Annotated in this window: 24 protein-coding genes; 17 read left to right on the top strand and 7 right to left on the bottom strand. The window is 67.2% G+C overall.

Annotated features, from left to right (window positions below; genetic code table 11):
- Window positions 1–12 precede the first annotated feature (12 nt).
- From phyK to nepR, 3 genes are all read right to left on the bottom strand, one after another.
- On the bottom strand, window positions 13–1,716 hold the full coding sequence (phyK, locus tag ACVPT3_RS15035) for a sensor histidine kinase PhyK (RefSeq protein ID WP_492041661.1): 1,704 nt from the start codon (window positions 1,714–1,716) through the stop codon (window positions 13–15).
- A gap of 111 nt (window positions 1,717–1,827) precedes the next feature.
- Window positions 1,828–2,439 (bottom strand): sigma-70 family RNA polymerase sigma factor, encoded by a 612-nt coding sequence (locus tag ACVPT3_RS15030; protein ID WP_492041660.1) that lies wholly within the window; start codon window positions 2,437–2,439, stop codon window positions 1,828–1,830.
- On the bottom strand, window positions 2,436–2,639 hold the full coding sequence (nepR, locus tag ACVPT3_RS15025; RefSeq protein ID WP_492041659.1) for an anti-sigma T factor NepR: 204 nt from the start codon (window positions 2,637–2,639) through the stop codon (window positions 2,436–2,438). The genes ACVPT3_RS15030 and nepR overlap by 4 nt, the downstream gene beginning before the upstream one ends.
- A gap of 201 nt (window positions 2,640–2,840) precedes the next feature.
- On the opposite strand from nepR, the gene phyR reads away from it, so the two are divergent.
- Complete coding sequence (gene phyR / locus ACVPT3_RS15020) at window positions 2,841–3,635, top strand: anti-anti sigma factor/receiver protein PhyR (RefSeq protein WP_492041658.1); 795 nt, start codon at window positions 2,841–2,843, stop codon at window positions 3,633–3,635.
- A 60-nt stretch (window positions 3,636–3,695) separates the two neighbouring features.
- On the opposite strand, the gene ACVPT3_RS15015 is transcribed toward phyR, so the two are convergent.
- Window positions 3,696–4,043 (bottom strand): hypothetical protein, encoded by a 348-nt coding sequence (locus ACVPT3_RS15015; RefSeq protein ID WP_492041657.1) that lies wholly within the window; start codon window positions 4,041–4,043, stop codon window positions 3,696–3,698.
- A 376-nt stretch (window positions 4,044–4,419) separates the two neighbouring features.
- On the opposite strand from ACVPT3_RS15015, the gene ACVPT3_RS15010 reads away from it, so the two are divergent.
- Both ACVPT3_RS15010 and ACVPT3_RS15005 read left to right on the top strand, forming a co-directional pair.
- Entirely contained in the window at window positions 4,420–5,448 is a 1,029-nt protein-coding gene (locus tag ACVPT3_RS15010) for an NADP-dependent oxidoreductase (protein WP_492041656.1), read from the top strand.
- Window positions 5,449–5,457: 9 nt separating this feature from the next.
- The gene (locus ACVPT3_RS15005) at window positions 5,458–5,865 is read left to right on the top strand and encodes an acyl dehydratase (protein ID WP_492041655.1); all 408 of its coding nucleotides are present in this window, start codon (window positions 5,458–5,460) and stop codon (window positions 5,863–5,865) included.
- Window positions 5,866–5,922: 57 nt separating this feature from the next.
- On the opposite strand, the gene ACVPT3_RS15000 is transcribed toward ACVPT3_RS15005, so the two are convergent.
- The gene (locus tag ACVPT3_RS15000) at window positions 5,923–6,699 is read right to left on the bottom strand and encodes a SapC family protein (protein WP_492041654.1); all 777 of its coding nucleotides are present in this window, start codon (window positions 6,697–6,699) and stop codon (window positions 5,923–5,925) included.
- Between the two features lie 134 nt (window positions 6,700–6,833).
- Between ACVPT3_RS15000 and ACVPT3_RS14995 the strand changes: the two genes are divergently transcribed.
- The 8 genes from ACVPT3_RS14995 to ACVPT3_RS14960 all read left to right on the top strand — a co-directional run bounded on the left by ACVPT3_RS14995 (window position 6,834) and on the right by ACVPT3_RS14960 (window position 13,057).
- On the top strand, window positions 6,834–7,340 hold the full coding sequence (locus ACVPT3_RS14995; protein WP_492041653.1) for a transcriptional repressor: 507 nt from the start codon (window positions 6,834–6,836) through the stop codon (window positions 7,338–7,340).
- A 2-nt stretch (window positions 7,341–7,342) separates the two neighbouring features.
- Window positions 7,343–8,233, top strand: coding sequence for an alpha/beta fold hydrolase (locus ACVPT3_RS14990; protein ID WP_492043835.1), 891 nt, complete (start codon window positions 7,343–7,345; stop codon window positions 8,231–8,233).
- A 36-nt stretch (window positions 8,234–8,269) separates the two neighbouring features.
- On the top strand, window positions 8,270–8,998 hold the full coding sequence (locus ACVPT3_RS14985) for a nicotinate-nucleotide adenylyltransferase (protein WP_492041652.1): 729 nt from the start codon (window positions 8,270–8,272) through the stop codon (window positions 8,996–8,998).
- 133 nt (window positions 8,999–9,131) lie between these two features.
- Complete coding sequence (gene rsfS / locus ACVPT3_RS14980; protein WP_492041651.1) at window positions 9,132–9,557, top strand: ribosome silencing factor; 426 nt, start codon at window positions 9,132–9,134, stop codon at window positions 9,555–9,557.
- 4 nt (window positions 9,558–9,561) lie between these two features.
- Window positions 9,562–10,026, top strand: a complete 465-nt coding sequence (gene rlmH, locus ACVPT3_RS14975; protein WP_166622028.1) for a 23S rRNA (pseudouridine(1915)-N(3))-methyltransferase RlmH — start codon at window positions 9,562–9,564, stop codon at window positions 10,024–10,026.
- A 1-nt stretch (window position 10,027) separates the two neighbouring features.
- Complete coding sequence (locus ACVPT3_RS14970) at window positions 10,028–11,107, top strand: murein hydrolase activator EnvC family protein (protein ID WP_492041650.1); 1,080 nt, start codon at window positions 10,028–10,030, stop codon at window positions 11,105–11,107.
- Window positions 11,108–11,245: 138 nt separating this feature from the next.
- Window positions 11,246–12,616 (top strand): S41 family peptidase, encoded by a 1,371-nt coding sequence (locus tag ACVPT3_RS14965; protein WP_492041649.1) that lies wholly within the window; start codon window positions 11,246–11,248, stop codon window positions 12,614–12,616.
- 69 nt (window positions 12,617–12,685) lie between these two features.
- Entirely contained in the window at window positions 12,686–13,057 is a 372-nt protein-coding gene (locus ACVPT3_RS14960; protein WP_492041648.1) for a hypothetical protein, read from the top strand.
- A 103-nt stretch (window positions 13,058–13,160) separates the two neighbouring features.
- Here ACVPT3_RS14960 and ACVPT3_RS14955 read toward each other — a convergent pair whose 3' ends face one another.
- Entirely contained in the window at window positions 13,161–13,901 is a 741-nt protein-coding gene (locus ACVPT3_RS14955; protein ID WP_492041647.1) for an alpha/beta fold hydrolase, read from the bottom strand.
- A 71-nt stretch (window positions 13,902–13,972) separates the two neighbouring features.
- Between ACVPT3_RS14955 and ACVPT3_RS14950 the strand changes: the two genes are divergently transcribed.
- The 6 genes from ACVPT3_RS14950 (at window position 13,973) to rplT (ending at window position 19,865) form a co-directional block, all read left to right on the top strand.
- Window positions 13,973–14,950 carry a glycosyltransferase family 9 protein gene (locus ACVPT3_RS14950; RefSeq protein WP_492041646.1) on the top strand — a complete coding sequence of 326 codons (978 nt, stop codon included), beginning with the start codon at window positions 13,973–13,975 and terminating at the stop codon, window positions 14,948–14,950.
- A 124-nt stretch (window positions 14,951–15,074) separates the two neighbouring features.
- Window positions 15,075–15,596: a translation initiation factor IF-3 gene (gene infC / locus ACVPT3_RS14945; protein WP_112863475.1), complete on the top strand. Its 522-nt coding sequence runs from the start codon at window positions 15,075–15,077 to the stop codon at window positions 15,594–15,596.
- Window positions 15,597–15,780: 184 nt separating this feature from the next.
- Window positions 15,781–17,736, top strand: a complete 1,956-nt coding sequence (locus ACVPT3_RS14940; RefSeq protein WP_492041645.1) for an alpha/beta hydrolase family protein — start codon at window positions 15,781–15,783, stop codon at window positions 17,734–17,736.
- 64 nt (window positions 17,737–17,800) lie between these two features.
- Window positions 17,801–19,099, top strand: a complete 1,299-nt coding sequence (locus ACVPT3_RS14935; RefSeq protein ID WP_492041644.1) for an MFS transporter — start codon at window positions 17,801–17,803, stop codon at window positions 19,097–19,099.
- A gap of 160 nt (window positions 19,100–19,259) precedes the next feature.
- Window positions 19,260–19,457: a 50S ribosomal protein L35 gene (gene rpmI / locus ACVPT3_RS14930; protein WP_003166435.1), complete on the top strand. Its 198-nt coding sequence runs from the start codon at window positions 19,260–19,262 to the stop codon at window positions 19,455–19,457.
- Between the two features lie 54 nt (window positions 19,458–19,511).
- Window positions 19,512–19,865: a 50S ribosomal protein L20 gene (gene rplT / locus ACVPT3_RS14925; protein ID WP_287928338.1), complete on the top strand. Its 354-nt coding sequence runs from the start codon at window positions 19,512–19,514 to the stop codon at window positions 19,863–19,865.
- Window positions 19,866–19,934: 69 nt separating this feature from the next.
- Here rplT and ACVPT3_RS14920 read toward each other — a convergent pair whose 3' ends face one another.
- Window positions 19,935–21,563 carry a response regulator gene (locus ACVPT3_RS14920; protein ID WP_492041643.1) on the bottom strand — a complete coding sequence of 543 codons (1,629 nt, stop codon included), beginning with the start codon at window positions 21,561–21,563 and terminating at the stop codon, window positions 19,935–19,937.
- Window positions 21,564–21,591 lie beyond the last annotated feature (28 nt).

Below are 21,591 nucleotides of genomic sequence, written 5' to 3'. Positions count from 1 at the left end.
GGTCTTGCCCTATCAACGCGGCGACACGGCTCCGGTTCCGTTTGCGCCCTTAGCGGCGTCTGCGGCGTCTGCGGGCGACAGGGCTTCGGGTGTGGCGAAGGTCATACGAGCAACGCCTCCGCCGCCCTCCGCCTCGACGAACTCGGCCCCGCCGCGCAGCTGTTTGGCGAAGGCGCCCATCAAGGTTCGGCCGACCCCGGCCTCCGCACCGATCAATCCGCCCTGACCGTCATCCTCGACTTCCAGGATGGAGGTTTCACCCTGGACCCTGAACCGGACCTTCAGCACGCCGCCGCGTCCGGCGAAGGCGTGTTTCTGGGCGTTGGTGACGGCCTCGACCAGCCACAGAGCCAGGGGCGCCAGTTTGTCAGGATCGACCAGCAGGGAATCCGCGTCCACGGAACTGACCACGATCGGTCCGCGACCGGCCTCGCTGGCGATCAGCTGCCCAACCAGTTCGGTCAGGAAGTCGCGAGCGTCGGCATGGCGGATATCTTCGCTCTGATAGAGGGTGCGGTAGATCAGAGCCAGGGCCGAGATCCGTTGGCGCGTGTCTCCAAGGGCGGCCTTCGCCGGGGCGTCCGTGAGCGCCCGCTGCTGCATCGACAACAGGGATGAGATGATCTGGAGATTGTTCTTCACCCGATGATGGATCTCGCGCATCAGCGCGTCCTTCTCGTGAATGGAGTTCATCAGCTCGCGGTCACGGATCGTGATGGCCTCGGCCATCTCGTCGAGGGTCCTGGCCATGGTGCGGATCTCGGAAGGGGCGTTCATCGCCTGAAGCGGACGCACGGAGAACCGTCCCTTGGCATACAGACCCGCGATCCTCTCCAGGTAATCGAGCCAGCGGATGAAGATACGCTCCGACAACAGCATCACCGCTGCGAAGGCGGTCAGCCAGGCGCCCAGCGGCAGCAGCAAGGTTCCGATTGGATTGAGCCTCGCCCAGGACAGCAGTCCGGGCGCCGGCGCTGACAACAGTGCGTAGAGGTCGCCGCCCGCCAGTACGGCGCCGGCGTAGTCGCGGCGCTGGCGCCTGCTGTCGGTGGCCGCGAAGACGGCGGAACCCTCGTCTCGCGCGCGGGCGACCCAGCCCGACATGTCTTCGCCGTTCGCCAGCTGGAAGGCGGAGGGGTCGCTGGCGACCAGAAGACGCCCGGCGCTGTCTGTCAGAGCGGCCTCTGACGCCGAAGGCAGTGCAGGGTCGCGGATGTCCGGCTGAAGAACGGACAGGGGTATGACGGCGGCCATGGCGCCGTCGAACCGTCCCATCGGGCGCTCGGCGCGGATGGCGATGATCAGGGCCGCAGGATAGCCTGCGCCTGCAGGAGCCCGAACCACAACCATGTCCTCGCCCTGTCTCAGACGCCTGAACCAGTCCGACTGTCCCGCAGGAGCGACTCCGGAGCGAAAGCCGTCCGGTCGCCCGGACGAACAGACGGCCTCGCCGGTCTGGTTCAGGCGATAAAGACCCTCATACCCTTCAAGTCGTTCAACCAGAGCCGAGAGGCGTGGAGCGCAATAGGGGCCAAGCGCGTCCGGACTGAGCGCGCGAAGCAGCACCTGGGCGCCGTCCAACCGCGCCTTGGCGTCGCCGGCGCTCCGCTCGGCGGCGAGTTGCAGGTCGATCTTGCGATTCTCCGCCTGGCGCCCGAAGTCAGCTTGGGTCTGAATCAGGATCAGGATGAAGAACGGCAGCAGAGCCAGGGCCATGGCCGTGCCAAGACGGAAGCGGATTCCCTGGAATCGAGCCCTGTTCCAGTTCCGGCTTGGGCGAGGCCGTGCGCCGGCTTCGCCAGATCTGGACCACACGGTCACCGACGATCAGGACCTGGCGCCGGCCAGTCTGTCGGCCTCACCCAGAATGGAGCGCATGGCGTCTCCCGCAGCCTTCCCGTCACGGCCGTACCCACCCTTTTCGAGCGTCGCCTGAAGCGCTCTGCGCGCGCGGCTGACCCGGCTCTTGACCGTTCCCACAGCGCAACCGCAAATTTCGGCCGCTTCCTCGTAGGCGAAGCCCCCCGCGCCGACCAGGATCAGGGCTTCCCGCTGTTCTTCGGGAAGGGTCTTCAGCGCCTGACGCAACTCGTCGAGAGCGACCGGCGCCTCCGGATCGTCAACCGCCACCAAGGTTCGTTCGGCCGCTTCCTGATCCAGCTGCGACTGCCGCCAGGATCGACGCTTTTCGGAGTAGAATTGGTTGCGAAGGATCATGAAGGTCCAGGCCTTCATGTTGGTGCCCATCTGGTAGCTGGCCCGCGCGTCCCAAGCCTTCATCATCGCGTCCTGCGCGAGATCGTCGGCTGCCGTCGGATCGCCCGTGAGGGTGCGTGCAAAGGCGCGCAGATGGGGAATCAGCTGGACCAACTCGCGCTTGAAGCCCTCATCGTCCGCAGAGGCGGGCTTCGGCGCGGCGCCCAGGCGTGCGGAGCTCATGAACCACCGCCCGGTGACTTGGCGTCAGCGCGCTTCAGAATGTCCAGGAATTCATCTGGCACGGGTTCGTTAACGACCTCATCGAACATGTGGCGTAGCTTGACGCCGATGGCTTGTTGGCGAAGCCGAGCTTCCTCGAGCCCCGCCTCCCCCGCTTTTTCGACGCCTTTGCGCCGCGAGGAGTCGGAAGAATTGATCATAGACAGAACACCGCCCACCCAACTGCAGTGCAGAAATGCAGATGCCATAACGCCGCCCCCGCCGCCCGGTTCCTCACTTTACCGGAATAAATGGCCAAGCTTGTCGCGAGGCTGGAACCCAGGCTGGGTTGGAACGTTTCGCTTCCTCGTAAGGCTGCGTCCAGCGGGACGGTTCAGCAAATTTTGTCGGGGACTACCTATATGAGCCTTTTGGCTAGACTCGCGCCGCACCTGCCCTATGTCCGTCGTTATGCGCGGGCCTTGACCGGCGATCAGGCGACTGGTGACAATTACGTTCGGGTCGCCCTTGAGGCTCTGGCGGCCGGCGAGCAGCAGCTCTCTCCGGAAATGACCCCCCGGGTCGCCCTTTATCACGTCTTCCACGCCATCTGGTCCTCGACCGGGGCGCAGTTGGAGGACGGAGGCGCGGCCGAGATGGGCAGCGATGCTTCGAGCCGACTGCTTCGCATCGCGCCCCGGTCCCGACAGGCCTTCCTCCTGACGGCGCTGGAGGGCTTCACGCCGTCCGAAGCGGCTCAGATCCTCTCGGCCGACGCACGCGATGTCGAGCGTCTCATTGCGGACGCCCAGTCTGATATTGACGCCGAACTGGCGACCGACGTCCTGGTGATCGAGGACGAGGCCATCATTTCCGCCGATATTCAAAGCCTCGTTAAGGAACTGGGGCACCGGGTGACCGGAGCCGCCACCACGCACGAGGAAGCCGTCGACGCCGTCGCCCGTCACAAGCCGGGACTGGTCCTTGCCGACATCCAGCTGGCCGACGGCTCGTCGGGCATCGATGCGGTGAAGGAAATCCTGAAGAATATCGACGTCCCGGTCATCTTCATCACCGCCTTCCCCGAGCGGCTGCTGACCGGGGAGCGGCCGGAGCCCACCTTCCTGATCACCAAGCCCTTCCAGCCGGAAACGGTGAAGGCTGCGATCAGCCAAGCGCTCTTCTTCCATCCGTCACGCCACAAGGAAGCAGCCTGATTATTCTCGCCGCTTGGCGAGAGGGGCCCCGTCGTAGTGTGCGACGGGGCCTTTTTCGCGTCAGTTTGACGGTGCGGTCGGCGCGTTGACGTTGGGCGTTTGACCGGTGGGCGCGGGGCGGGCCTCGCCGCCCGGACCCGTCGGCGCATCGGCAGCGGGCGGCGTCGCGGCGTCGTCCTGGAAGGCTCGGACATCAACCGGCTGGTCGCCGTCATTGGCGTTGGTGGCGGAAAGTCCGCCCTGGCTGAAGAACCAGATCGCCATAAGTAGGAGGGCTGCCGCCCCGGCCGAGACGCCGAGCACCCACAGAATCCGCGTCCCCGACCGGCCCTGACGGGTCGATTTGGCGTCCATTGGTCGCAGAGTATGGACTTCCGGCGTGTTGGAGTGGGGATCTTGCTGGGTCATCTTTGCGCTTTCCGCCTGTGTTTCTGTTCTGGTTGCGTTCAACGCGGGGTGACAGGGGACGTTCCACCGAGCGGTGTTGTGCGTGCCGGCTCGCGTGAAGCGCGAAAAAACCCACGGGCCGGGAACCACTGCATCGGCTCGCCGTTATCGGCGTGCGGAGGCGGCAACGCCCCCCCGACTTGAGATTGGCGAAAGCCAATCGGCCGCCTCCGCGCCTCATTCTCGATGATGCCACTTCAAGGGCGGCCCGGACGGGTCGCCCTTTTTCTTTGGATCACGCGGCCAGAGGGCCGCTTTTTTTCTTTGGAATTTGATCTCGACCGCAGAGAGCGACCGGGTCAGGATGGTTCATAAAGAAAACGCGCGGAGAAAGCCCATGACTTCGAACGGCAAAACCAATCGCCAGTGGGTGTTGCGCCAACGCCCCCGGGGACTGATCCGACCGGGAGACCTCGAACTGGTCGAAAGCCCGATCCCGGCGCTGAACGACTCGGAGGTCCTGGTCCGCACCGTCTATCTGTCGCTGGACCCGACGAACCGCACGTGGATGAACGATTCCGAGGGCTATCTGCCGCCGGTGGGCCTGGGCGAGGTCATGCGCGGCCTCACGCTCGGCGTGGTCGAACACAGTCGGTCCGATCGGTTCAAGGTGGGAGACGTGGTGATGCCGACCTCGGGCGGATGGGCCGATTACGCGGTGGTCACGGACACCGGCCTGCGTCCCGTCCACCGCGCGCCGGGCCTGCCCCTGACGGCGAACATGTCCGTACTCGGCATGACCGGTCTGACCGCCTATTTCGGCGTCACCGACGTCCTCAAGGCCCAGGCGGGCGAGACGCTGGTCATTTCGGCGGCGGCGGGGGCGGTGGGCTCCATCGCAGGCCAGATCGCCAAACAGCGCGGCTGTCGCGTCATCGGCATCGCCGGCGGCCCGGAGAAATGCGCCTGGCTGACCGACGAACTCGGTTTTGACGCTGCGGTCGACTACAAGAATGAGGATGTCGGCGCGGCGCTGGATCGTCTGGCGCCGGCCGGGATCGACCTGAACTTCGAAAACGTCGGCGGCGACATCATGATCGCCGTTTTCAACCGGTTGAAGGTCCATGGCCGAATGGCCGTGTGCGGCCTAGTGTCTTCCTATAATGCAACCAAGGCGCCGCCGTCCCCGAACTTTGCGCGCCTCATCACCCACCGCCTGAACGTCCGGGGTTTCCTGGTGCTCGACTATGCCCACCGCGCCCGGGAGATGGTCGCCGAAATGGGTCCGTGGCTGGCCGAAGGCAAGGTGAAGTGGAAGGTCCACGTCGATGACGGGCTGGAGGGGGCGGTGGAGTCGCTGAACCGCTTGTTCACCGGCGATCACGACGGCAAGCTGCTGGTCCGCGTTTCCGAAGAACCCGCCTGAAGGATTGCCATGAGCGACCCCCTGCTCGTCCACTATGAGGATCTGGAGACAGGGCAGGTGGTGCCTTTGGGCGCCTGCGCCGTCGATGCTGCGGCGCTGGACGTCTTCGTCGAACGTTTCGCGCCCGGTTGGGACACCGCCTACGGCGCGCCGGACGCCATGGTCTATGTGCTGTGGAGCCGTCTGGCCGCCGAGAAGTCCGGGGGGTGGGCCCAGACCAAGGTCTTGGCGGTGGACGGCCTTCGTTTCATGCGTAATCCGCCGCCGGGCGAGTTGCTGCGCGGCCGGATGACGGTGATGGGCAAGGATCCGGTCGGCGATGAAAAGGGGATCGTGATCGCATCGCACGACCTGCTGGACGAGGCGGGGCGACTGGTCTTCTCCTGCCTGACCCGGGCCCTGTTCGCACGACGCTGAAACGAAAAACGCCCCGCCGGCGGACCGGCGGGGCGCCTGTTCTCGACGTCGGGGGTCTTAGTTGACCGTGGAGGGCGCCTGGCGAAGGAAGGCCAGGGCGATCAGACGGTCCCAGCCCAGCAGCGACACCAGGTGAGCGTAGATCTGGCCCAGGGCGCCGTTGTCGCGCAGCTCGGCCAGCTTCTCAGCCGGCAGGGCCTTCAGCTTGTCTTCCGAGACGGCGTAATATTCAGCCAGCTTCTGCGGCGCGCCGGGCGTGCCGTCCGGGTTGCGCGGCGTGAAGACGGATTCACGGACGTCCAGCAGGTCCAGGTCCTGGATCAGCTTGACGAAGGCTTCGGTGCGCTGGCGCTCTTGTTCGAAGTTGTTGCAGAACTCCATCGCCATGGTCGTGTAGTCGCTGGCCTGGCCGTTGACGAACAGCGGGTTCTGGCCGCCTTCGGCGACAATCGGGGCACCGCGGTCGATGCACAGGATCAGGCGCTGGTTCTGCTTGTCGTCGGCGAAGACGAACGGATAGCGGCGCACATAGGCCGGGATATAGGCGTCGGGACGGAACTCGCCATCAGCCGCCACGAACAGGTTCTCACCCTGGCGCAGGCCCATCACCACGACCGGCTGGCGATTGTCGCCGGTGAAGATGACTGGATAGGACAGGGCGGCGGCGGCGAACTCGGTCACTGTCAGCGGCACGACGTTTGTCTGGCCGACGAAGGCGTAGGGCTTCTCGGCCGGATTGACGCCCAGCGTGGCGTGCAGGGCCGGATCCAACGGCTCGGGGTTGGTGTAGAAGAGGACATTGCCTTCGAGCGGCGAGTTGGTCGTGTCGGTCATGAGAAGCCAGGCACTCTGGAATGGAATGAGGCGGGCCTTCTAGCCCAAGCCCGCTCCAGCGGCAAACGCCTGCACGCCCCAGGCGTCGATCGTGTCCTGTTGCGGCGGAGGCGGCCAGCGACTAGCTGTGGCGCATGAGCTCCAACTGCGATCATGATCACGATCATTCGGGCCTGCACGGCGCGGCGCTGACCCGCGCGCTGGAGGCGGCGGAATCGCGGATTGGGCTGGCCGGTGAGCGGATGACGCCGCCGCGCCGGCGCGTCCTGTCGCTTCTGCTTCAGACCGGAGAGCCGGTTAAGGCCTATGATCTGATCGCTCGGTTCGGCGAGGACGGCCAGGCCGCCAAGCCGCCCACCGTCTATCGCGCCCTCGAATTTCTGGAACGCCAGGGCATGGCGCACCGGATCGCTTCGATCAGCGCCTATGTCGCCTGCGCCGGTCATGTGGGCGTGGGGCACGACGGAGGGGCTGGCCATGCCGCGGCCTTCCTGATCTGCGACTGCTGTGGCTCTACCCGTGAAATCAGCGGGCCGGACCAGGGCGTCATCGACGCCGCCGCAGCCGCTGCAGGCTATGCGATCGCCCGCACCACGATCGAGGCGCACGGCCTGTGCGCCGCCTGCCGCGACGCGGGCTGATCATGGACGTCGCCCGGATGTCAGCCCCGCGCCGGCTCAGCGTCCCCATTGAAAATCATTGGGGCGGCGGCCTGATGTCGGTACTGGATTTCGGCGATCCCGAACGGCCGGTCGATCTGGTCTTTTCCCACGCCAACGGCTTCAACGCCGCCACCTATCGCACCATGCTGTCGCCCCTGTCCGCCTCACTGCGCATCTGGGCGCCGGATCTTCGCGGCCACGGGGGCTCCAGCCTGCCGATCTTCGCCCGGCCCAAGGCCAGCTGGCTGGATCATCGCGACGACCTCCTGTCCTTGCTGGACGCCCTGGACGGCCCTCCGGTCGTCCTCGCCGGCCATTCGATGGGCGGCACGGCCTCGCTGTTGGCGGCCGCGGAACGCCCCGACCGGGTCTCCAGCCTGGTCCTGTTCGATCCGGTGATCTGGAAACGCTCGACCTTCCTGATCTTCAACCTGCCTTTTGCCCATCGCCTGCTGGCGGGCATACCCATAGCCAAGGCCACGCGCCGCCGTCGGGCCCTGTTCGACAGCCGCGAGCAGGCCCTGGCCGCCTATCGCGGGCGCGGCGCCTTCCAGGGTTGGCCGGACATGGTCCTGGCTGACTATCTGTCGGAAGGCTTGGTCGAGACGGACGAGGGTTACAGGCTCGCCGCCGATCCCGCTTGGGAGGCCGCCAACTATGCGGCCCAGGCGCACGATCCCTGGCGCGCCCTGCGCCGCTATCCCGGGCCCATGCGAATTCTGAAGGCCGAACGCGGCGCCCTGACCTTCGTCCCCACGTCGCCCCGAGGTCTGGATCATGTGAAGGTCGAGGTCGTGACCGGCGCCGGCCACCTCTTCCCCATGACCCACGCCGCCGTCGCCCGCGACGCCCTGTTCGAGGCCGCCGTCTAGATCGGGGCGGCGTCCGTTCGCGGGGGAGAAATCGGTATGCGGACCATCGCCCGCCATGATAAGGGCGCCGCTGAGCATAACTCCCCCGAGACGCCCCGCTTGTCCTTCTTTCACGCCGGTCCCGCGCCCAAAGGCGCCGGTCCCCGAACCGGGGGCTTGCGAGACGGTCTGATCCTGACGCCGGGGATGAAGGTCGGCCTGTTCGGCGGCTCCTTCAATCCGGCCCACGACGGTCACGCCCATGTGGCCGAGACGGCGATGCGTCGCCTGGGCCTGGACCGGGTCGTCTGGCTGGTCTCGCCGCAGAATCCGCTGAAGGACGCCCGCCATAGCGCCCCGTTGTCCGACCGCATGGCTTCTGCGCGCGAACATGCCCACGGCCCGTCGATGATCGTCTCGGACTTCGAGAGCCGCGCCGGGACAGCCTGGACCGTCGATACGCTGCGCCTGCTGGCGGCCCGGCATCCCGGCGTCCACTTCGTCTGGCTGATGGGGTCGGACAATCTGGCCAGTTTCCACCGCTGGAGAGGCTGGACCGACATCATGCGGCTGATGCCCGTGGCGGTGATCGCCCGGCCCGGCTCGCTGCTGGACAGCCGCACGGCGCCGGCGGCCGCGCGCTTCGCCGGTTTCCGTATTCCAGCCCCGCAGGCGGGCCTGTTGCCGACTCTCGCGGCGCCGGCCTGGACCTATCTGACGGCGCCGTTGAATCCCCTGTCCTCGACGGCGATCCGAACGGCGAAAGGGCGACGCGCAGGCTCGTGATCGGGGCGGCGGTTCACGTTCCGGCCCATTCGTGCTAGAGGACTGCTTTAGTCAACGCTCCCGGAGCCCTCCGCTGACCCCCTCGCCCGCGTATGATACGCAAGACGCCGCCGTTTCGAACACGGCGCACGAGATGGATGCTATCGAACCTCTCCATTCCGAAGACGGATCTGAATCCCCTCTGGCGTTCGGCGATTCCGCCCCGCGCCCGATCGGATCGACCCCGCTTGAAGAAGCCCTGCTGAGCCGCCTCGACGAGGACAAGGCCCAGGACATGGTCCTGATCGACCTCAAGGGCAAAAGCGCCATGGCCGACACCATGATCGTCGCTTCCGGCCGTTCGCACCGTCACGTGGGCGCCATCGCCGACCACCTGCTGCGCACCCTGAAGGAACAGGGTCTGGGCAAGGCCAAGGTCGAGGGCCTGCCGCACTGCGACTGGGTCCTGATCGACGCCGGCGACGTGATCGTGCACCTGTTCCGCCCGGAAGTGCGCACCTTCTACAATATCGAGAAGATCTGGGCGGTCGATTCCGCCCACCGCATGGTCCGCGACTAGGACCGTGAAGCTGAGCATCGTCGCCATCGGCCGACCGGGCCGGGGGCCTGAGGCGACGCTCGCCGACGACTACGCCCGGCGCGCCACCCTTGCGGGACGCGCGCTGGGCCTCGGTCCCCTCGAACTGATAGACCTCGAGGCCCGCAAGCCGGGCAAGGCGCCGGAGGCCGAGCTGATCCTCGCCGCCGCCGAAGGCGCGCACCTGATCGCCTGCGACGAGCGCGGCAAGACCTATTCCTCGCGCGCCTTCGCCGACCATGTCGCCAAACTGCGCGATCAGGGCGAACGCCGGCTGGTCTTCGCCATCGGCGGAGCCGATGGGCTGGACGAGAGCGTGCGCGCCGCCGCGTCCTCGACCCTGGCCTTCGGTCCCCAGACCTGGCCCCACGCCTTGGCGCGCGCCATGTTGGCCGAACAACTGTATCGGGCGGTTACCATCCTGGCCGGATCACCCTATCATCGCGACTGACATGGGTCGCGCCGCCACACTTTCCCTCGCCCTGCTGACGGGTCTCGTCCTCGCCGCCCCTGCCGCGGGCCGGCAGGCGCCCGAGAGCGAACTGGCGCGCATCCAGGCCGAATATCGAGACGAGGCCGTGCGGGCCCGCCGCCTGCGCGCCGACGCCGAGGCCGCCAAGGACGAACTGGCCCAGCTCGAGCGGCGCCTGGCCGCGCTGCGCGCTGACGAACAGACCGACGACCGCCAGATCGAGGATCAGCGCGCCCGCCTTCAGCAGCTCAGCGCGCGCGAGGCTGAACTGGTCGCCGATCTGGCCCGCGAGCGCGGCGCCCAGGGCCGGCTGCTCAGCGCCCTGCAGATGATGAGCCGTCGCCCGCCGCCGCCCCTTCTGGTTCCTGCGGATAAGGCGGTCGACACCGTGCGCGCCTCCATCCTGCTGAAGGCCATGACGCCTGACCTGGAAAAACGCGCCCGGGCCCTGGCGGACCGCCAGGCCGAGATCATGCGCATCCGACGCCTTGCGGTCCTGTCGTCCGAGCGGCTGCTGACCACCGAAAGCGCCCAGGGCGACCGCCGCGCCGAGATCGAGGGCCTGACCGCACGCAAGACCGCTCTGACCGCCGTCCTGAACGCGGAGGCCCGCGCCGCCGAGCGGGCCGCCGGCGTGCTGGAAAACCGGATCCGCGACCTGGGAGGCGCCGTACCCGCCGCCGAGCCGGCAGAAGCCGCCCCCGCCCGTCTTCCCGCAGGGCGTAGCCGTCTCAGTTCGCCGGTCCAGGGCGCGCCCAGTCAGACCTGGGGAGCCGGAACCTCGGGCTGGCGCTGGCGCGCGGACCGGGCCGCCGTCACCGCCCCTGCCGACGCCAAGGTCGCCTATGCCGGACCTCTGACCGGCTGGGGCCAGGTGGTTATCCTGGACCTCGGCCCCGGCTGGCGGGCGGTGATCGCAGGGCTGGAAAGCGTGGAGGTGACGCCGGACGCTCGCGTCGCCGACGGCCAGACCCTGGGCCGTAGCGGCCCCGACGGCGACGTCTATTTCGAGCTGCGACGCGAGGAACGCCCCATCGACCCCGGTCCCTGGCTGCGATGACCCGCAATAGAGCTTTGCAATCCGCCCTGACGCTGATTTTATCCCCATGACGCCGCGCCGCCACGATTCCGTCGTGTCTGCGAGGCCTTACCCTCCCAACGGGCGCCCTTCATGATCGGCCCGACCGAAAGAGACCGAATGCGTAAACTGCTCCTCGTCGGCTGCGCCGCCCTGGTTCTCGGCGGCTCGGCCGCCGTCGCCACCAGCCAGACGCCCCGCAACGAAACCTTCCGTATGCTGGAACTGTTCGGCGACGTGGTCGGCATCGTCGAGCAGGCCTACGTGGTTCCTGTCGACAACAAGAAGCTGATCGAGGCCGCCCTGGCCGGCATGATGACGGCGCTTGATCCCCATTCCAACTATCTGCCGCCGTCCAACTATGACGAGCTGCGTGAGCGGACCGAGGGTCAATATTCGGGCGTCGGCCTGACCATCACCTCCGAAGGCGGCATGGTGAAGGTCATCTCGCCCATGGACGAAAGCCCCGCCGCCAAGGCCGGGGTTCAGGCAGGCGACGTCATTTCCTCCATTGAGGGCCAGAACGCGGCCGGCCTGACCGTCACCCAGGTGTCCGAGAAGCTCCGCGGCGCGGCCGGCACCAGCGTTCGCGTCACCTTCCTGCGCGACGGCGAGGAGCCGCGCGAGGTCGTCCTGACCCGCGAGATCATCAAGGTCCAGTCGGTCACCGGCCGGGTCGAGGGCGATTTCGGCTATCTGCGCGTCTCGACCTTCAACGAGAACACCGGCCGTGAACTGACCGAGGCCATCGCTAAGATCAAGGCCGAGAAGCCGGGCGTGAAGGGCTATGTGCTGGACCTGCGCAACAATGGCGGCGGTCTGCTGAACGCCGCCATCGACGTGTCCGACGCCTTCTTGGAGCGCGGCGAGATCGTCAGCCAGCGCGGCCGCAAGCCTGAGCAGATCCAGCGCTATTCGGCCAAGCCCGGCGACCTGACCGGCGGCCTGCCGGTGGTGGTCCTGGTCAACTACGGCTCGGCCTCGGCGTCCGAAATCGTCGCCGGCGCCCTGAAGGACCATGAGCGGGCGACCATCGTCGGCCTGACCAGCTTCGGCAAGGGATCGGTCCAGACGGTGATCCCGCTGCGCCAGGGTCGCGACGGCGCCCTGTCGATCACCACGGCTCGCTACTACACCCCGTCCGGCGCCTCGATCCAGAAGATCGGCATCGAGCCGGATCTGGAGGTCGCCCGCAATGAGGCCGAGGCCCGGATCGTCTCGCGCTCCAGCTTCATCTACTCCGAAGCCGCCTACGCCACCGCCCTGGACGCCTCCATCGGCGCCGAACGCAAGGGGCCGCACACCCCCTATGAGGCGCCGGGCAAGGACTTCGACAAGGAGAAGGACTACCAGCTGCAACGCGCCCTGGACGTCCTGCGCGCCGGCGGCGACCTGTCGAAACTATCCGCCCCGCCGGAGACCATCGTCGTGACCGAGCCGGGTTCGGAACCGAAGACGGACGAAGCCCCGGCCGAGACGCCCAAGGACTGATCTCGGCATATAGGTTGCAGTCCTTTCCCGCAGGGGTCGCTTAGGCGGTCCGTGCGGGAGGAGATTGTCATGTCGATTTCATCGGTTAGCGGTTTCCTCGGCGCCATGGGCACGGCGGGAACACCCTATCTGGCCCGGCAGGAAAAGCCTGCCTCCACTCTGGATCGCGATCTGGACAAGATCCGCGAGAAGGGATTGCAGGTCTGGGCGCAGGAGGAACGGCTCGAAAAGCTGAAGGACAAGATCCGTCAGGAGCTTCTCAAGGACAAGAAGCTGACCGAGGACGATCTGGCGGCCTTGCCCGAGGAGCAGCGCGCGTCGGTTGAGTCCGAGATCGAGGAGATCATCGCCAAGATGATCGAGGAAGCCATAAGAACCGCTGTCGAAGAGGCGAGCAAAAAGGGCAAGACCCAAGGCGTGGTGCTCGATATTTCAGTCTGAGGCTCTCGCTTCCAGCGAGTTGCTCTTCGCGGGCTGACCGGGCGATTCGGCGGCGCGCCACATCCCGGAGAATGACGATGACGGAGGGCGGCGGGCGAGGGCGTTACCCCCGCATCGCCTCAACCGCCGCTGACAGTCGGTCGAGGTCTGCAGGCGTCGAAAGTCTGTGGTCGCCGCCCTCGATCAGGTCCAGGCGGACATCGCCGCCCTTAAGCCGCTCGATCAGCTCGACCTGGTGGCGCCAGGGCACCACGTCGTCGGCGCGGCCTTGAAGGATGTGGACCGGCGCGGCGATGTCGATGACCCCGTCCAGCAGCAGCCAGTCGCGCGCCTCTTCGAACATGTGCCGGGTCAGGACGTATTCGCCCAGACCGTCCTCGACGATCTGGGTCTCGCCCTCGCGCAGGATAGCCTGGCGCTCGTGGTCGGCCAGACCGGGCCACATCAGCCGTTCGGTGAAGTCCTGGGCGGGATTGACCAGCACCAGACCCTTGATCCGTTCAGGGCGGGCTGCGGCGGCCAACAGCGAGATCCAGCCGCCCATAGACGAGCCGACGGGGATGACCGGTCCCGACAGGCTGTCAATCAGGGCGATCGCATCCTCGCGCCAGCGGCCGATCGTGGCCCGGCGCCAGTCGCCCGACGACTGGCCGTGGGCGAAATGATCGTAGCGGACGAAGTTCCAGCCGCGGTCGCGCGCCGTTGCGTCCAGGGCCAGGGCCTTGGTCCCCTCCATGTCCGAGCGGAAGCCGCCGACCCAGATGACGGTCGGGCCGTGGCCCTCGACGCGTTTGAAGGCCAGGGTTTCGCCGTCGGGGCGGGACAGGTGCTGGGTCTCGGTCATGGGGATGTTCTGCCCCGACTTTCCTTCGCCGTCACCCTTGACCGCGCCGCGCGATGGCGGAACACAGGCCCATGTCCGCACCCCAGGTCCTGTTCGTCACCTCCAACCGCATCGGCGACTGCGTCATCTCGTCGGGCGTGATCCGCGAGATCGCGCGCCAGATTCCGGGGGCGCAGATCACCGTCGCCTGCGGCCGCCCGCCGGCGCCCTTCTTCCGTTCGGCGCCCGGCGTGGTGCGCACCATCGTGCTCGATAAGAAGAAGATGGCCGGACACTGGCTCGATCTGTGGAAACAGGCGGTCGGCACACGGTGGGACCTGGTGATCGACATCCGGGGGTCGGCGCTGAGCTATCTGGTCCCGGCCAAGCGGCGCGTCGTCTATAACCGCTCGTGGGAGACGGGCCTGCGCAAGGTCGAGATGGTGTCGCGGCTGATGGGATCGCCGACGCCGCTGGACCCTGAGATTTTTCTGGATGATCAGGCGCGGGCCGAAGCCGCCGCCGTCATCGATCCGCAGCTGGCGGGCGGCGCCGGTCCAGGCCGCATCATCGCCCTGGCCCCCATCGCCCACCAGCCGGGCAAGAGCTGGCCCGCCGACCGGTGGGGCGCCCTGGTCGAGAAGCTGAAGGCCGAGCCGCGTTTCGACGGCTGGCGGTTCATGCCGGTGGGCGGGCCGGCCGACCGGCCGCCGGCGACCCCGGCGCTGGAGGCTGCTGGCCATGCCGAGCAAGGGGGGCGCGGCATCGACTTCGTCGGCAAGGGCGACATCCTGGCCTCGGCCGCCGCCATCGACCGGGCCGACCTGTTCGTCGGCAATGACTCCGGCCTGATGCACGTGTCGGCGGCCCTGGGTCGGCCGACGCTGGGCCTGTTCGGCCCGACCGAGTGGTGGCTGTACGGTCCCTGGGGGCCGAAGACGCGCACCGCCGCCTCGAACGAGACGCGGGGGCAGTTCGCCCCCATTGAGGATCTGAGCGTCGATCATGTCTTCGACGCGGTGCTGGCGCTTCATGACGCCTATATCGCCGGACCGCCCGCCAAGCCTTGAAAAACCGGGCTTCTGGGCGCATATTGCGGGCTTGAGGGGAACGTGGCGGCAGCCGCGGGCATTCGCTCATCACGACACACGCCTTCTTTGACCACATAAGGAAACGACGCCCATTCGCCGTCCCATGCAAGCGCCACCCGTGAAAGACGGGCCGCGTATGAACCAGGATATCCGCGCCCCTCGCGTTCTGCTCATCGATCAGAATGGCGAGAAACAGGGCGTCATGCCCACCTCCGCCGCTCTGGAAGCCGCCGAGGAAGCCGGGATGGACCTGGTCGAGATCGTCTCCACCTCCGAACCGCCGGTGGCCAAGATCCTCGATTACGGCAAGCACCGTTTCCAGGAGCAGAAGAAGAAGGCCGAGCAGCGCAAGCGCCAGAAGGTCGTCGAGCTGAAGGAGATCAAGCTCCGTCCGAACATCGACACCCACGACTATGAGGTGAAGGCCAAGGCCATGCACCGCTTCTTCGACGAGGGCGACAAGGTGAAGGTCACCCTGCGCTTCCGCGGTCGTGAAATGGCGCACCCGGAACTGGGCATGAAGCTGCTGAACAAGGTCCAGGCCGACTTCGACGAAGTCGCCAAGGTCGAGTTCTCGCCCAAGATGGAAGGCCGCCAGATGATCATGATCCTGGCCCCGCGCTGATCGACACGATCCATCGCTGATCTGAAAAGCCCCGACCGGACCCGGTCGGGGCTTTTCTTTTTCGCGCGTTGGGGGCGGATCTCTTGCAACTTGCGCGCGGGGCGTCTGAAAGTAGGGCTCGGCTCGGGGGAGGACATGCGTGGTGTTGAGTTCGGGGGGTAAGGCGGTCGCTATAGCGATCGCGATGGTTCTGTGCGCAGGCAGTGCAGCGGCGCGGGTTCAGCCGGAGGCTGCTGAATCCTCGCCGCCGCCGCCCCTGGAGGCTTACAGCGCCACGCCGGCGGTTGAATATCTGGAGGTTTCGCCGAGCGGCGATCTTATCGCCCGGATCACGGTCGTGGGCGAAATCCGCGCCATCGCGGTGACGCGGATGACCACGGGGGAGCATCTGTTCGCGGCGGCCATCGGCGACGCCAAGGTTCGCGATCTGCGCTGGATCGGCGAGGGGCATGTGCTGGTCGTGACCTCGCAGACGCAAGGCATACCCTTGCTGGGCGTGTCGCGCCGGGAGTTGTTCTTCGGTCAGGTGCTGGACCTCGAGAAGAAGAAGCTGGTTCAGGTGCTGGATCGTACGCCGGACGTCCTGGCCGTTCTGATCGGCCCGGCTTCGATCCGACGGACCGAAGAGGGGCCGACCCTGTTCGCGCGGGGGTTCAATATCAACACCGGACAGATCGACCTGCACCGGATCAACCTGACCACCGGCCGCGGGCGGTCGGTGGAATCCATGGATCGCGAGATCGAGGACTATGTGCTGGACGGCGACAGCGAGGTGATCGCCATGGCTCGGTACGTCGAGCGCGGCGGGCGGTGGTCTCTGCGATTGCCCAAGGGGCATGGGTTCAGCGAGTCCTGGGCGGTGGACGCGCCGGTGGATACGCCCAGCCTGATGGGCATGGGCCGGACGCCGCGTACGATCGTCGTCGGCGCGGACCGGCCGGATCTGGCCGCCGAGGACGAGGACTCGGAGACGTCCGACGTCTTGTTCGAGGTCAATGTGGACACCGGCGAATGGAGCCGGCTGCCGTTCGAGCACCATCCCGATTTTCTGGTCCACCATCCGCGTACGCGCCTGTTGATCGGCGGCGGTCGCATGGAGGAGGACGGCACGCACTATGAGTTCATCGATCCGGCTGCGGCGCGGCGGTGGGGCGCCATCGAGCGGGCCTTCGCTGGCAAGAGGCCGGTGCTGACATCCTGGAATGACGCGCAGAATCTGATCGTCGTGTTCAACGACATCGGGGAGCCGGGGCTGTACCAACTGGTAGATTTCACGCGTGGCAAGGCCGATGTTCTGGCTGAGGCCTATCCCGCCATACCGACCGACCTGGTCGGCGAGATGCGTCCGATTCACTATGCGGCGGCCGACGGGCTGGACATTCCCGGCTATCTGACCCTGCCGCCGGGGGGGGAGGCGCCGTCCGGCCTGCCCTTGATCGTGCTGGCGCACGGCGGGCCGGCGTCGCAGGACGAGGCGGGCTTCGACTGGTGGGCCCAGGCCCTGGCGTCGCGCGGCTATGCGGTGCTTCAGGCCAATTTCCGCGGCTCCACCGGCTATGGCCTGGCCTTTATGGAGGCGGGCTACGGCGAGTGGGGGCGCAAGATGCAGACCGATCTGTCGGACGGGGTGCGCTGGCTGGCGGCCGAGGGGATCATCGATCCCGAACGGGTCTGTATCGTCGGCGCCAGCTACGGCGGCTATGCGGCCATGGCGGGCCTGACGCTGGACGTCGGCGTCTATCGCTGCGGCGTCGCCGTCGCCGGGGTGTCGGACCTGCGCCGGATGGTCAACTGGGAGGCGCGGCAGGAGGGACGGAACGACAGCCAGACTGTGCGCTACTGGAATCGGTTCATGGGGGCGGCGCGACTGAACGACCGGGCGCTGGACGCCCTGTCGCCGGCCCGGCTGGCCGAGACGGTCGACCGGCCCCTGCTGCTGATTCACGGCAAGGACGATACGGTGGTGCCCATCGAACAGAGCCGGGTCATGGCCGAGGCCATGCGCCGAGCGGGCAAGCCGGTGGAGTTCATCGAACTGCAGGGCGAGGACCACTGGCTGTCGCGCGCCGACACCCGCCAGCAGATGCTGCGCGAGACGGTGCGTTTCCTGGAAACGAACAATCCCGTCGGGCCGAACTGAGCCATTGAAGGGAGGCGGCGCCACGGCGCTTCTCGCGGACCAAGCGTCGCGCTAAGCCAGGGGCATGAACCAGACGCCCCCGCCTCCCGCCGTTCGCGCGCCCGCCCTGGCGGTCCTGTTCTCGGTGGTCTTCATCAATCTGGTCGGGTTCGGGCTGGTGGTGCCGCTGCTGCCCTTCTTCGCCCAGAGCCTGAAGGCCGAGGCGTGGCAGATCACACTGATGTTCTCGGCCTATTCGCTGGGCCAGTTCTTCGCGGAACCCTTCTGGGGGCGGCTGTCGGACCGGATTGGGAGAAAGCCCGTGTTGCTGGCAACGCTTGTGGCCAATGCGGTCGGCTATCTGATGCTGGCCTTCGTGCCCAACATCTGGCTGGCCGTCGCGGTGCGCCTGTTCACCGGACTGGGGGCGGGCAATATCTCGACCGTTCAAGGCTATGTGGCCGACGTCACCCCGCCGGAGCAGAGGGCGGGGCGGATGGGGCTGATCGGCGCCGCCTTCGGCCTAGGCTTCATCGTCGGGCCGGGGCTGGGCGGATTGCTGACCCAGCCGCAGCTGGGGCGGCTGGGCTATCAGTTGCCGATCTTTCTGGCCGCGGCGCTGGCGGCGCTGGCGGCGGTCGGGGTGACGGTCTTCCTGCGCGAGAGCCGGGCCAAGGCCGATCCGTCGGCGGCGCGTCCGCCCTTCCTGGCGGGGCTGAAGGACGCCCGGGCCAATCCGGTGGTGTCGCGCGTCCTGATCGTGACCCTGATCTATATGGCCGGCTTCTCAGCCATGGAGGCGGTGTTCGGCCTGTGGTCCGAGAGCCGCTACGCTTGGGGTGCGCGCGAGGTGGGGCTCAGCTTCATGATCGTGGGGGCGATCTCGACCCTGAACCAGGGCTTCTTCGCCGGACGGCTGGCACGTCGGTTCGGCGAGGCGCGGGTGCTGGCGACGGGGATGCTGCTGTTCGGCGCATCGCTGGTGCTGCAGGTGCTGGCGCCGGTCGCCTGGTTCCCGGCGACCCGGCTGGATCTGGGCGGCCTGTCCCTGCCGGTGGTCGAGGGGTGGGCCATACCGATCGTCATGGCCCTAGGCGCCTGCGGCATGTCCCTGGCCATGCCCAACATCTCGGCCATGATCAGCCGCGCCTCGCCGCCCGATCAGCAGGGGGCGATGCTGGGGTTGAACATGGCTTCCAGTTCGGTGGCGCGCATCTTCGGGCCCATGGTGGCTGGGGCGCTGTTCTCGGGCCTGGGGCATGATTGGCCGTTCCTGATCGGCGCGCTTCTGACCATCCCGGCGGCGGTGATGGCTTTGAACGCCGGGCGGGCGATCCGGCGAGGTCAGGGCGCAGCGAATGCGTCCGCCAAGTCCTTGTCCTGACTCATCTTGCGTCGCGGGGCGTCTTCGCTTACAAGCCGCGCCTTCGCGTACCGAACCGCCGGGCGAACAGGCATGCCTAGGCGGTTCTTAAACTCTGGAAGGTCAAGTCATCGGGCTCAAGTAGTCCGAAGGACGGTAGCCCTCCAAAAAGGAGACTGAAATGCCGAAACTGAAGACGAAGTCGGGCGCCAAGAAGCGCTTCAAATTCACGGCCACTGGCAAGGTGAAGGCCGGGGTTGCGGGCAAGCGTCACCGCTTGATCAGCCACAACTCGAAATACATCCGCCAGAACCGCGGCACCTCGGTCATGGCCGACGCCGACGCCAAGAAGATCAAGTCCTACATGCCGTACGCCTGATCGGCGCGCGCTGTACGACGGATCTCAACCCAAAGAATTTGAAGGAATAGCGACATGGCTCGCGTTAAACGTGGCGTAACTTCGCACGCCAAGCACAAGAAGGTTCTGGAGCAGGCCAAGGGCTTCTCCGGCCGCCGCAAGAATACGATCCGTACGGCCAAGGCCGCCGTCGACCGCGCCGGGCAATACGCCTATCGCGACCGTCGCGCCAAGAAGCGCAACTTCCGCGCCCTGTGGATCCAGCGCATCAACGCCGCTGCGCGTATCGAAGGCTTCACCTACAGCCAGTTCATCAACGGCCTGAACAAGGCCGGCATCGAACTGGACCGCAAGGTTCTGGCCTCGATCGCCGCTGACTCGACCGGCTTCAAGGCCGTGGCCGACAAGGTCCGCGCCGCTCTCGCTTAAGTCGAGGTCGGTACGGCAAGGATCAACGCCCGCTCCGGTTCGCCGGGGCGGGCGTTCTTCGTTTTAAGATCAGGCGGCTGCAATTTCGGCCCTGGGTTCCGCCGGGCGGTCGATCTCGGCGTCCGCGAGAACCAGCCGCATGGCGTTCAGCAGGGCGTCGGGCTGGATCGGCTTCTGGGCCACCCCGTTCATGCCGGCAGCGATATAGTCCAACTCGTCGCGCTCGTCGGCGTTGGCGGTCAGGGCCAGGATGGGCAGACGGGCGGCGGGGCCGGGTAGGGCGCGGATGGCGCGGGTGGCGGCGACCCCGTCCATGACCGGCATCTTGATGTCCATCAGCACCAGATCGAAGCGCCGGGCCTGAACCGCCTCCAGGGCTTCCTGACCGTTCTCGGCCATCTCGGCGGTGCAATCGAACATTTCCAGCAGCTTGGCGGCGACGAAACGGTTGGTGGGATTGTCGTCGACCACCAGCACATGAAGCGTGTCGTGCGGCGTCGGCTCGGCCATGGCCGGGGCGGCCCCCGCCTCGTCGGCCGCGCAGGCGCTCAACGGCAGAAGGACATGGAACCGCGCCCCGCCCAGCGGCGATACGCTGAGACCGATGGTCCCGTCCATCCGTTCGGCGATCTGGCGGCAGATGGCCAGGCCCAGGCCGGCGCCGGCGCCCTCGCGCCCCGCCTTGCCGATATTGAACGGGTCGAAGATGGTCGCGGCCGCCGCCTCGGGCACGCCGGGGCCGCTGTCGTCCACGGTCAGTTCGACCCGGAGCCCGTCGCGGGTCGTATGGCTGGCCAGGGTGACGATGACGCCGCCGGTCTGGGTGAACTTCAGGGCGTTGCCGACCAGATTGTTCAGCAGCTGCTTGATCCGCATCCCGTCCGCCCGGACCCAGGGGCTGGATTCGAAGTCGGTGCGGACGGTCAGGCTCAGCGATTTTTCTTCGGCGCGCGCCCGCCACAGGGCGTCGATGTCGAAGGCGACGGCCGACAGGTTCAGCGGCTCTTCCTCCAGGGTCAGCATCCCGGCCGAGGCGCGCGACATGTCCAGGGCGTCGGTCAGCAGCCGCAGCAGGCTCTGGCCGGAATCGATGACCGTGCGGACATAGGGGCGCAGTTCCTCCTGTACGAGCTTCTTCTCCATCAGGGCGGCGACGCCCAGCACGCCGTTCAGCGGGGTGCGGATCTCGTGGCTCATCACGGCCAGGAATTCGGACTTGGCGCGGCTGGAGGCGACGGCCTCGGCCTCGGCGTAGGCCAGGTCGCGGGCCAGGGCGCCCATTTCCTCGGCGCGCTGGCGGTGCAGGGCGGCCCCGGCCTGGACGACCTGCAGGGCGGTGCCCACGCCCAGATAGCGGCCGTCGGCCACGACGATGAAGCCGCTGAGCAGGGCGCCCAGCTCGGCCGCGCCATAGGCCTGAAAGAAGGTCTCGGCGCTTGTGGCCGCCTCGGCGATGGGGGCGTTGCGATCCATCAGGCTTTCGGCCGGTTTCTTGGCGTATAGAGCGCGCCCGAACTCGGCCGCCATCCGCAGGGTGAAGGCGTTGCGCTCGATGATCCCGACGGGGCGGCCGTCGTCCGCCACCACGGCCAGGGCCAGGGTGTTGGGTTCGGTCTGGAACCGTTCGAACACCTCGGCGCACGGGGTGGACGGCGCCACCGGCGCGATCAAGTCAACGAAATCACCAATCAGCGGCATTCGGCCCCCCAATGTCCACAGGGCGGGC

The organism is Brevundimonas sp. FV1ps31S (genome assembly GCF_058681265.1).
Note: the sequence above shows the minus strand (reverse complement) of the source record. Positions and strands in the feature narration are given on the sequence as shown.

What these genes read in the sequence shown, in the direction of transcription:
- phyK (WP_492041661.1), bottom strand. Translation starts at nt 1,716, where the DNA reads ATGGCCCTGGCTCTGCTGCCGTTCTTCATCCTGATCCTGATTCAGACC.
- ACVPT3_RS15030 (WP_492041660.1), bottom strand. Translation starts at nt 2,439, where the DNA reads ATGAGCTCCGCACGCCTGGGCGCCGCGCCGAAGCCCGCCTCTGCGGAC.
- nepR (WP_492041659.1), bottom strand. Translation starts at nt 2,639, where the DNA reads ATGATCAATTCTTCCGACTCCTCGCGGCGCAAAGGCGTCGAAAAAGCG.
- phyR (WP_492041658.1), top strand. Translation starts at nt 2,841, where the DNA reads ATGAGCCTTTTGGCTAGACTCGCGCCGCACCTGCCCTATGTCCGTCGT.
- ACVPT3_RS15015 (WP_492041657.1), bottom strand. Translation starts at nt 4,043, where the DNA reads ATGACCCAGCAAGATCCCCACTCCAACACGCCGGAAGTCCATACTCTG.
- ACVPT3_RS15010 (WP_492041656.1), top strand. Translation starts at nt 4,420, where the DNA reads ATGACTTCGAACGGCAAAACCAATCGCCAGTGGGTGTTGCGCCAACGC.
- ACVPT3_RS15005 (WP_492041655.1), top strand. Translation starts at nt 5,458, where the DNA reads ATGAGCGACCCCCTGCTCGTCCACTATGAGGATCTGGAGACAGGGCAG.
- ACVPT3_RS15000 (WP_492041654.1), bottom strand. Translation starts at nt 6,699, where the DNA reads ATGACCGACACGACCAACTCGCCGCTCGAAGGCAATGTCCTCTTCTAC.
- ACVPT3_RS14995 (WP_492041653.1), top strand. Translation starts at nt 6,834, where the DNA reads ATGAGCTCCAACTGCGATCATGATCACGATCATTCGGGCCTGCACGGC.
- ACVPT3_RS14990 (WP_492043835.1), top strand. Translation starts at nt 7,343, where the DNA reads ATGGACGTCGCCCGGATGTCAGCCCCGCGCCGGCTCAGCGTCCCCATT.
- ACVPT3_RS14985 (WP_492041652.1), top strand. Translation starts at nt 8,270, where the DNA reads ATGCGGACCATCGCCCGCCATGATAAGGGCGCCGCTGAGCATAACTCC.
- rsfS (WP_492041651.1), top strand. Translation starts at nt 9,132, where the DNA reads ATGGATGCTATCGAACCTCTCCATTCCGAAGACGGATCTGAATCCCCT.
- ACVPT3_RS14970 (WP_492041650.1), top strand. Translation starts at nt 10,028, where the DNA reads ATGGGTCGCGCCGCCACACTTTCCCTCGCCCTGCTGACGGGTCTCGTC.
- ACVPT3_RS14965 (WP_492041649.1), top strand. Translation starts at nt 11,246, where the DNA reads ATGCGTAAACTGCTCCTCGTCGGCTGCGCCGCCCTGGTTCTCGGCGGC.
- ACVPT3_RS14960 (WP_492041648.1), top strand. Translation starts at nt 12,686, where the DNA reads ATGTCGATTTCATCGGTTAGCGGTTTCCTCGGCGCCATGGGCACGGCG.
- ACVPT3_RS14955 (WP_492041647.1), bottom strand. Translation starts at nt 13,901, where the DNA reads ATGACCGAGACCCAGCACCTGTCCCGCCCCGACGGCGAAACCCTGGCC.
- ACVPT3_RS14950 (WP_492041646.1), top strand. Translation starts at nt 13,973, where the DNA reads ATGTCCGCACCCCAGGTCCTGTTCGTCACCTCCAACCGCATCGGCGAC.
- infC (WP_112863475.1), top strand. Translation starts at nt 15,075, where the DNA reads ATGCAAGCGCCACCCGTGAAAGACGGGCCGCGTATGAACCAGGATATC.
- ACVPT3_RS14940 (WP_492041645.1), top strand. Translation starts at nt 15,781, where the DNA reads ATGGTTCTGTGCGCAGGCAGTGCAGCGGCGCGGGTTCAGCCGGAGGCT.
- ACVPT3_RS14935 (WP_492041644.1), top strand. Translation starts at nt 17,801, where the DNA reads ATGAACCAGACGCCCCCGCCTCCCGCCGTTCGCGCGCCCGCCCTGGCG.
- rpmI (WP_003166435.1), top strand. Translation starts at nt 19,260, where the DNA reads ATGCCGAAACTGAAGACGAAGTCGGGCGCCAAGAAGCGCTTCAAATTC.
- rplT (WP_287928338.1), top strand. Translation starts at nt 19,512, where the DNA reads ATGGCTCGCGTTAAACGTGGCGTAACTTCGCACGCCAAGCACAAGAAG.
- ACVPT3_RS14920 (WP_492041643.1), bottom strand. Translation starts at nt 21,563, where the DNA reads ATGCCGCTGATTGGTGATTTCGTTGACTTGATCGCGCCGGTGGCGCCG.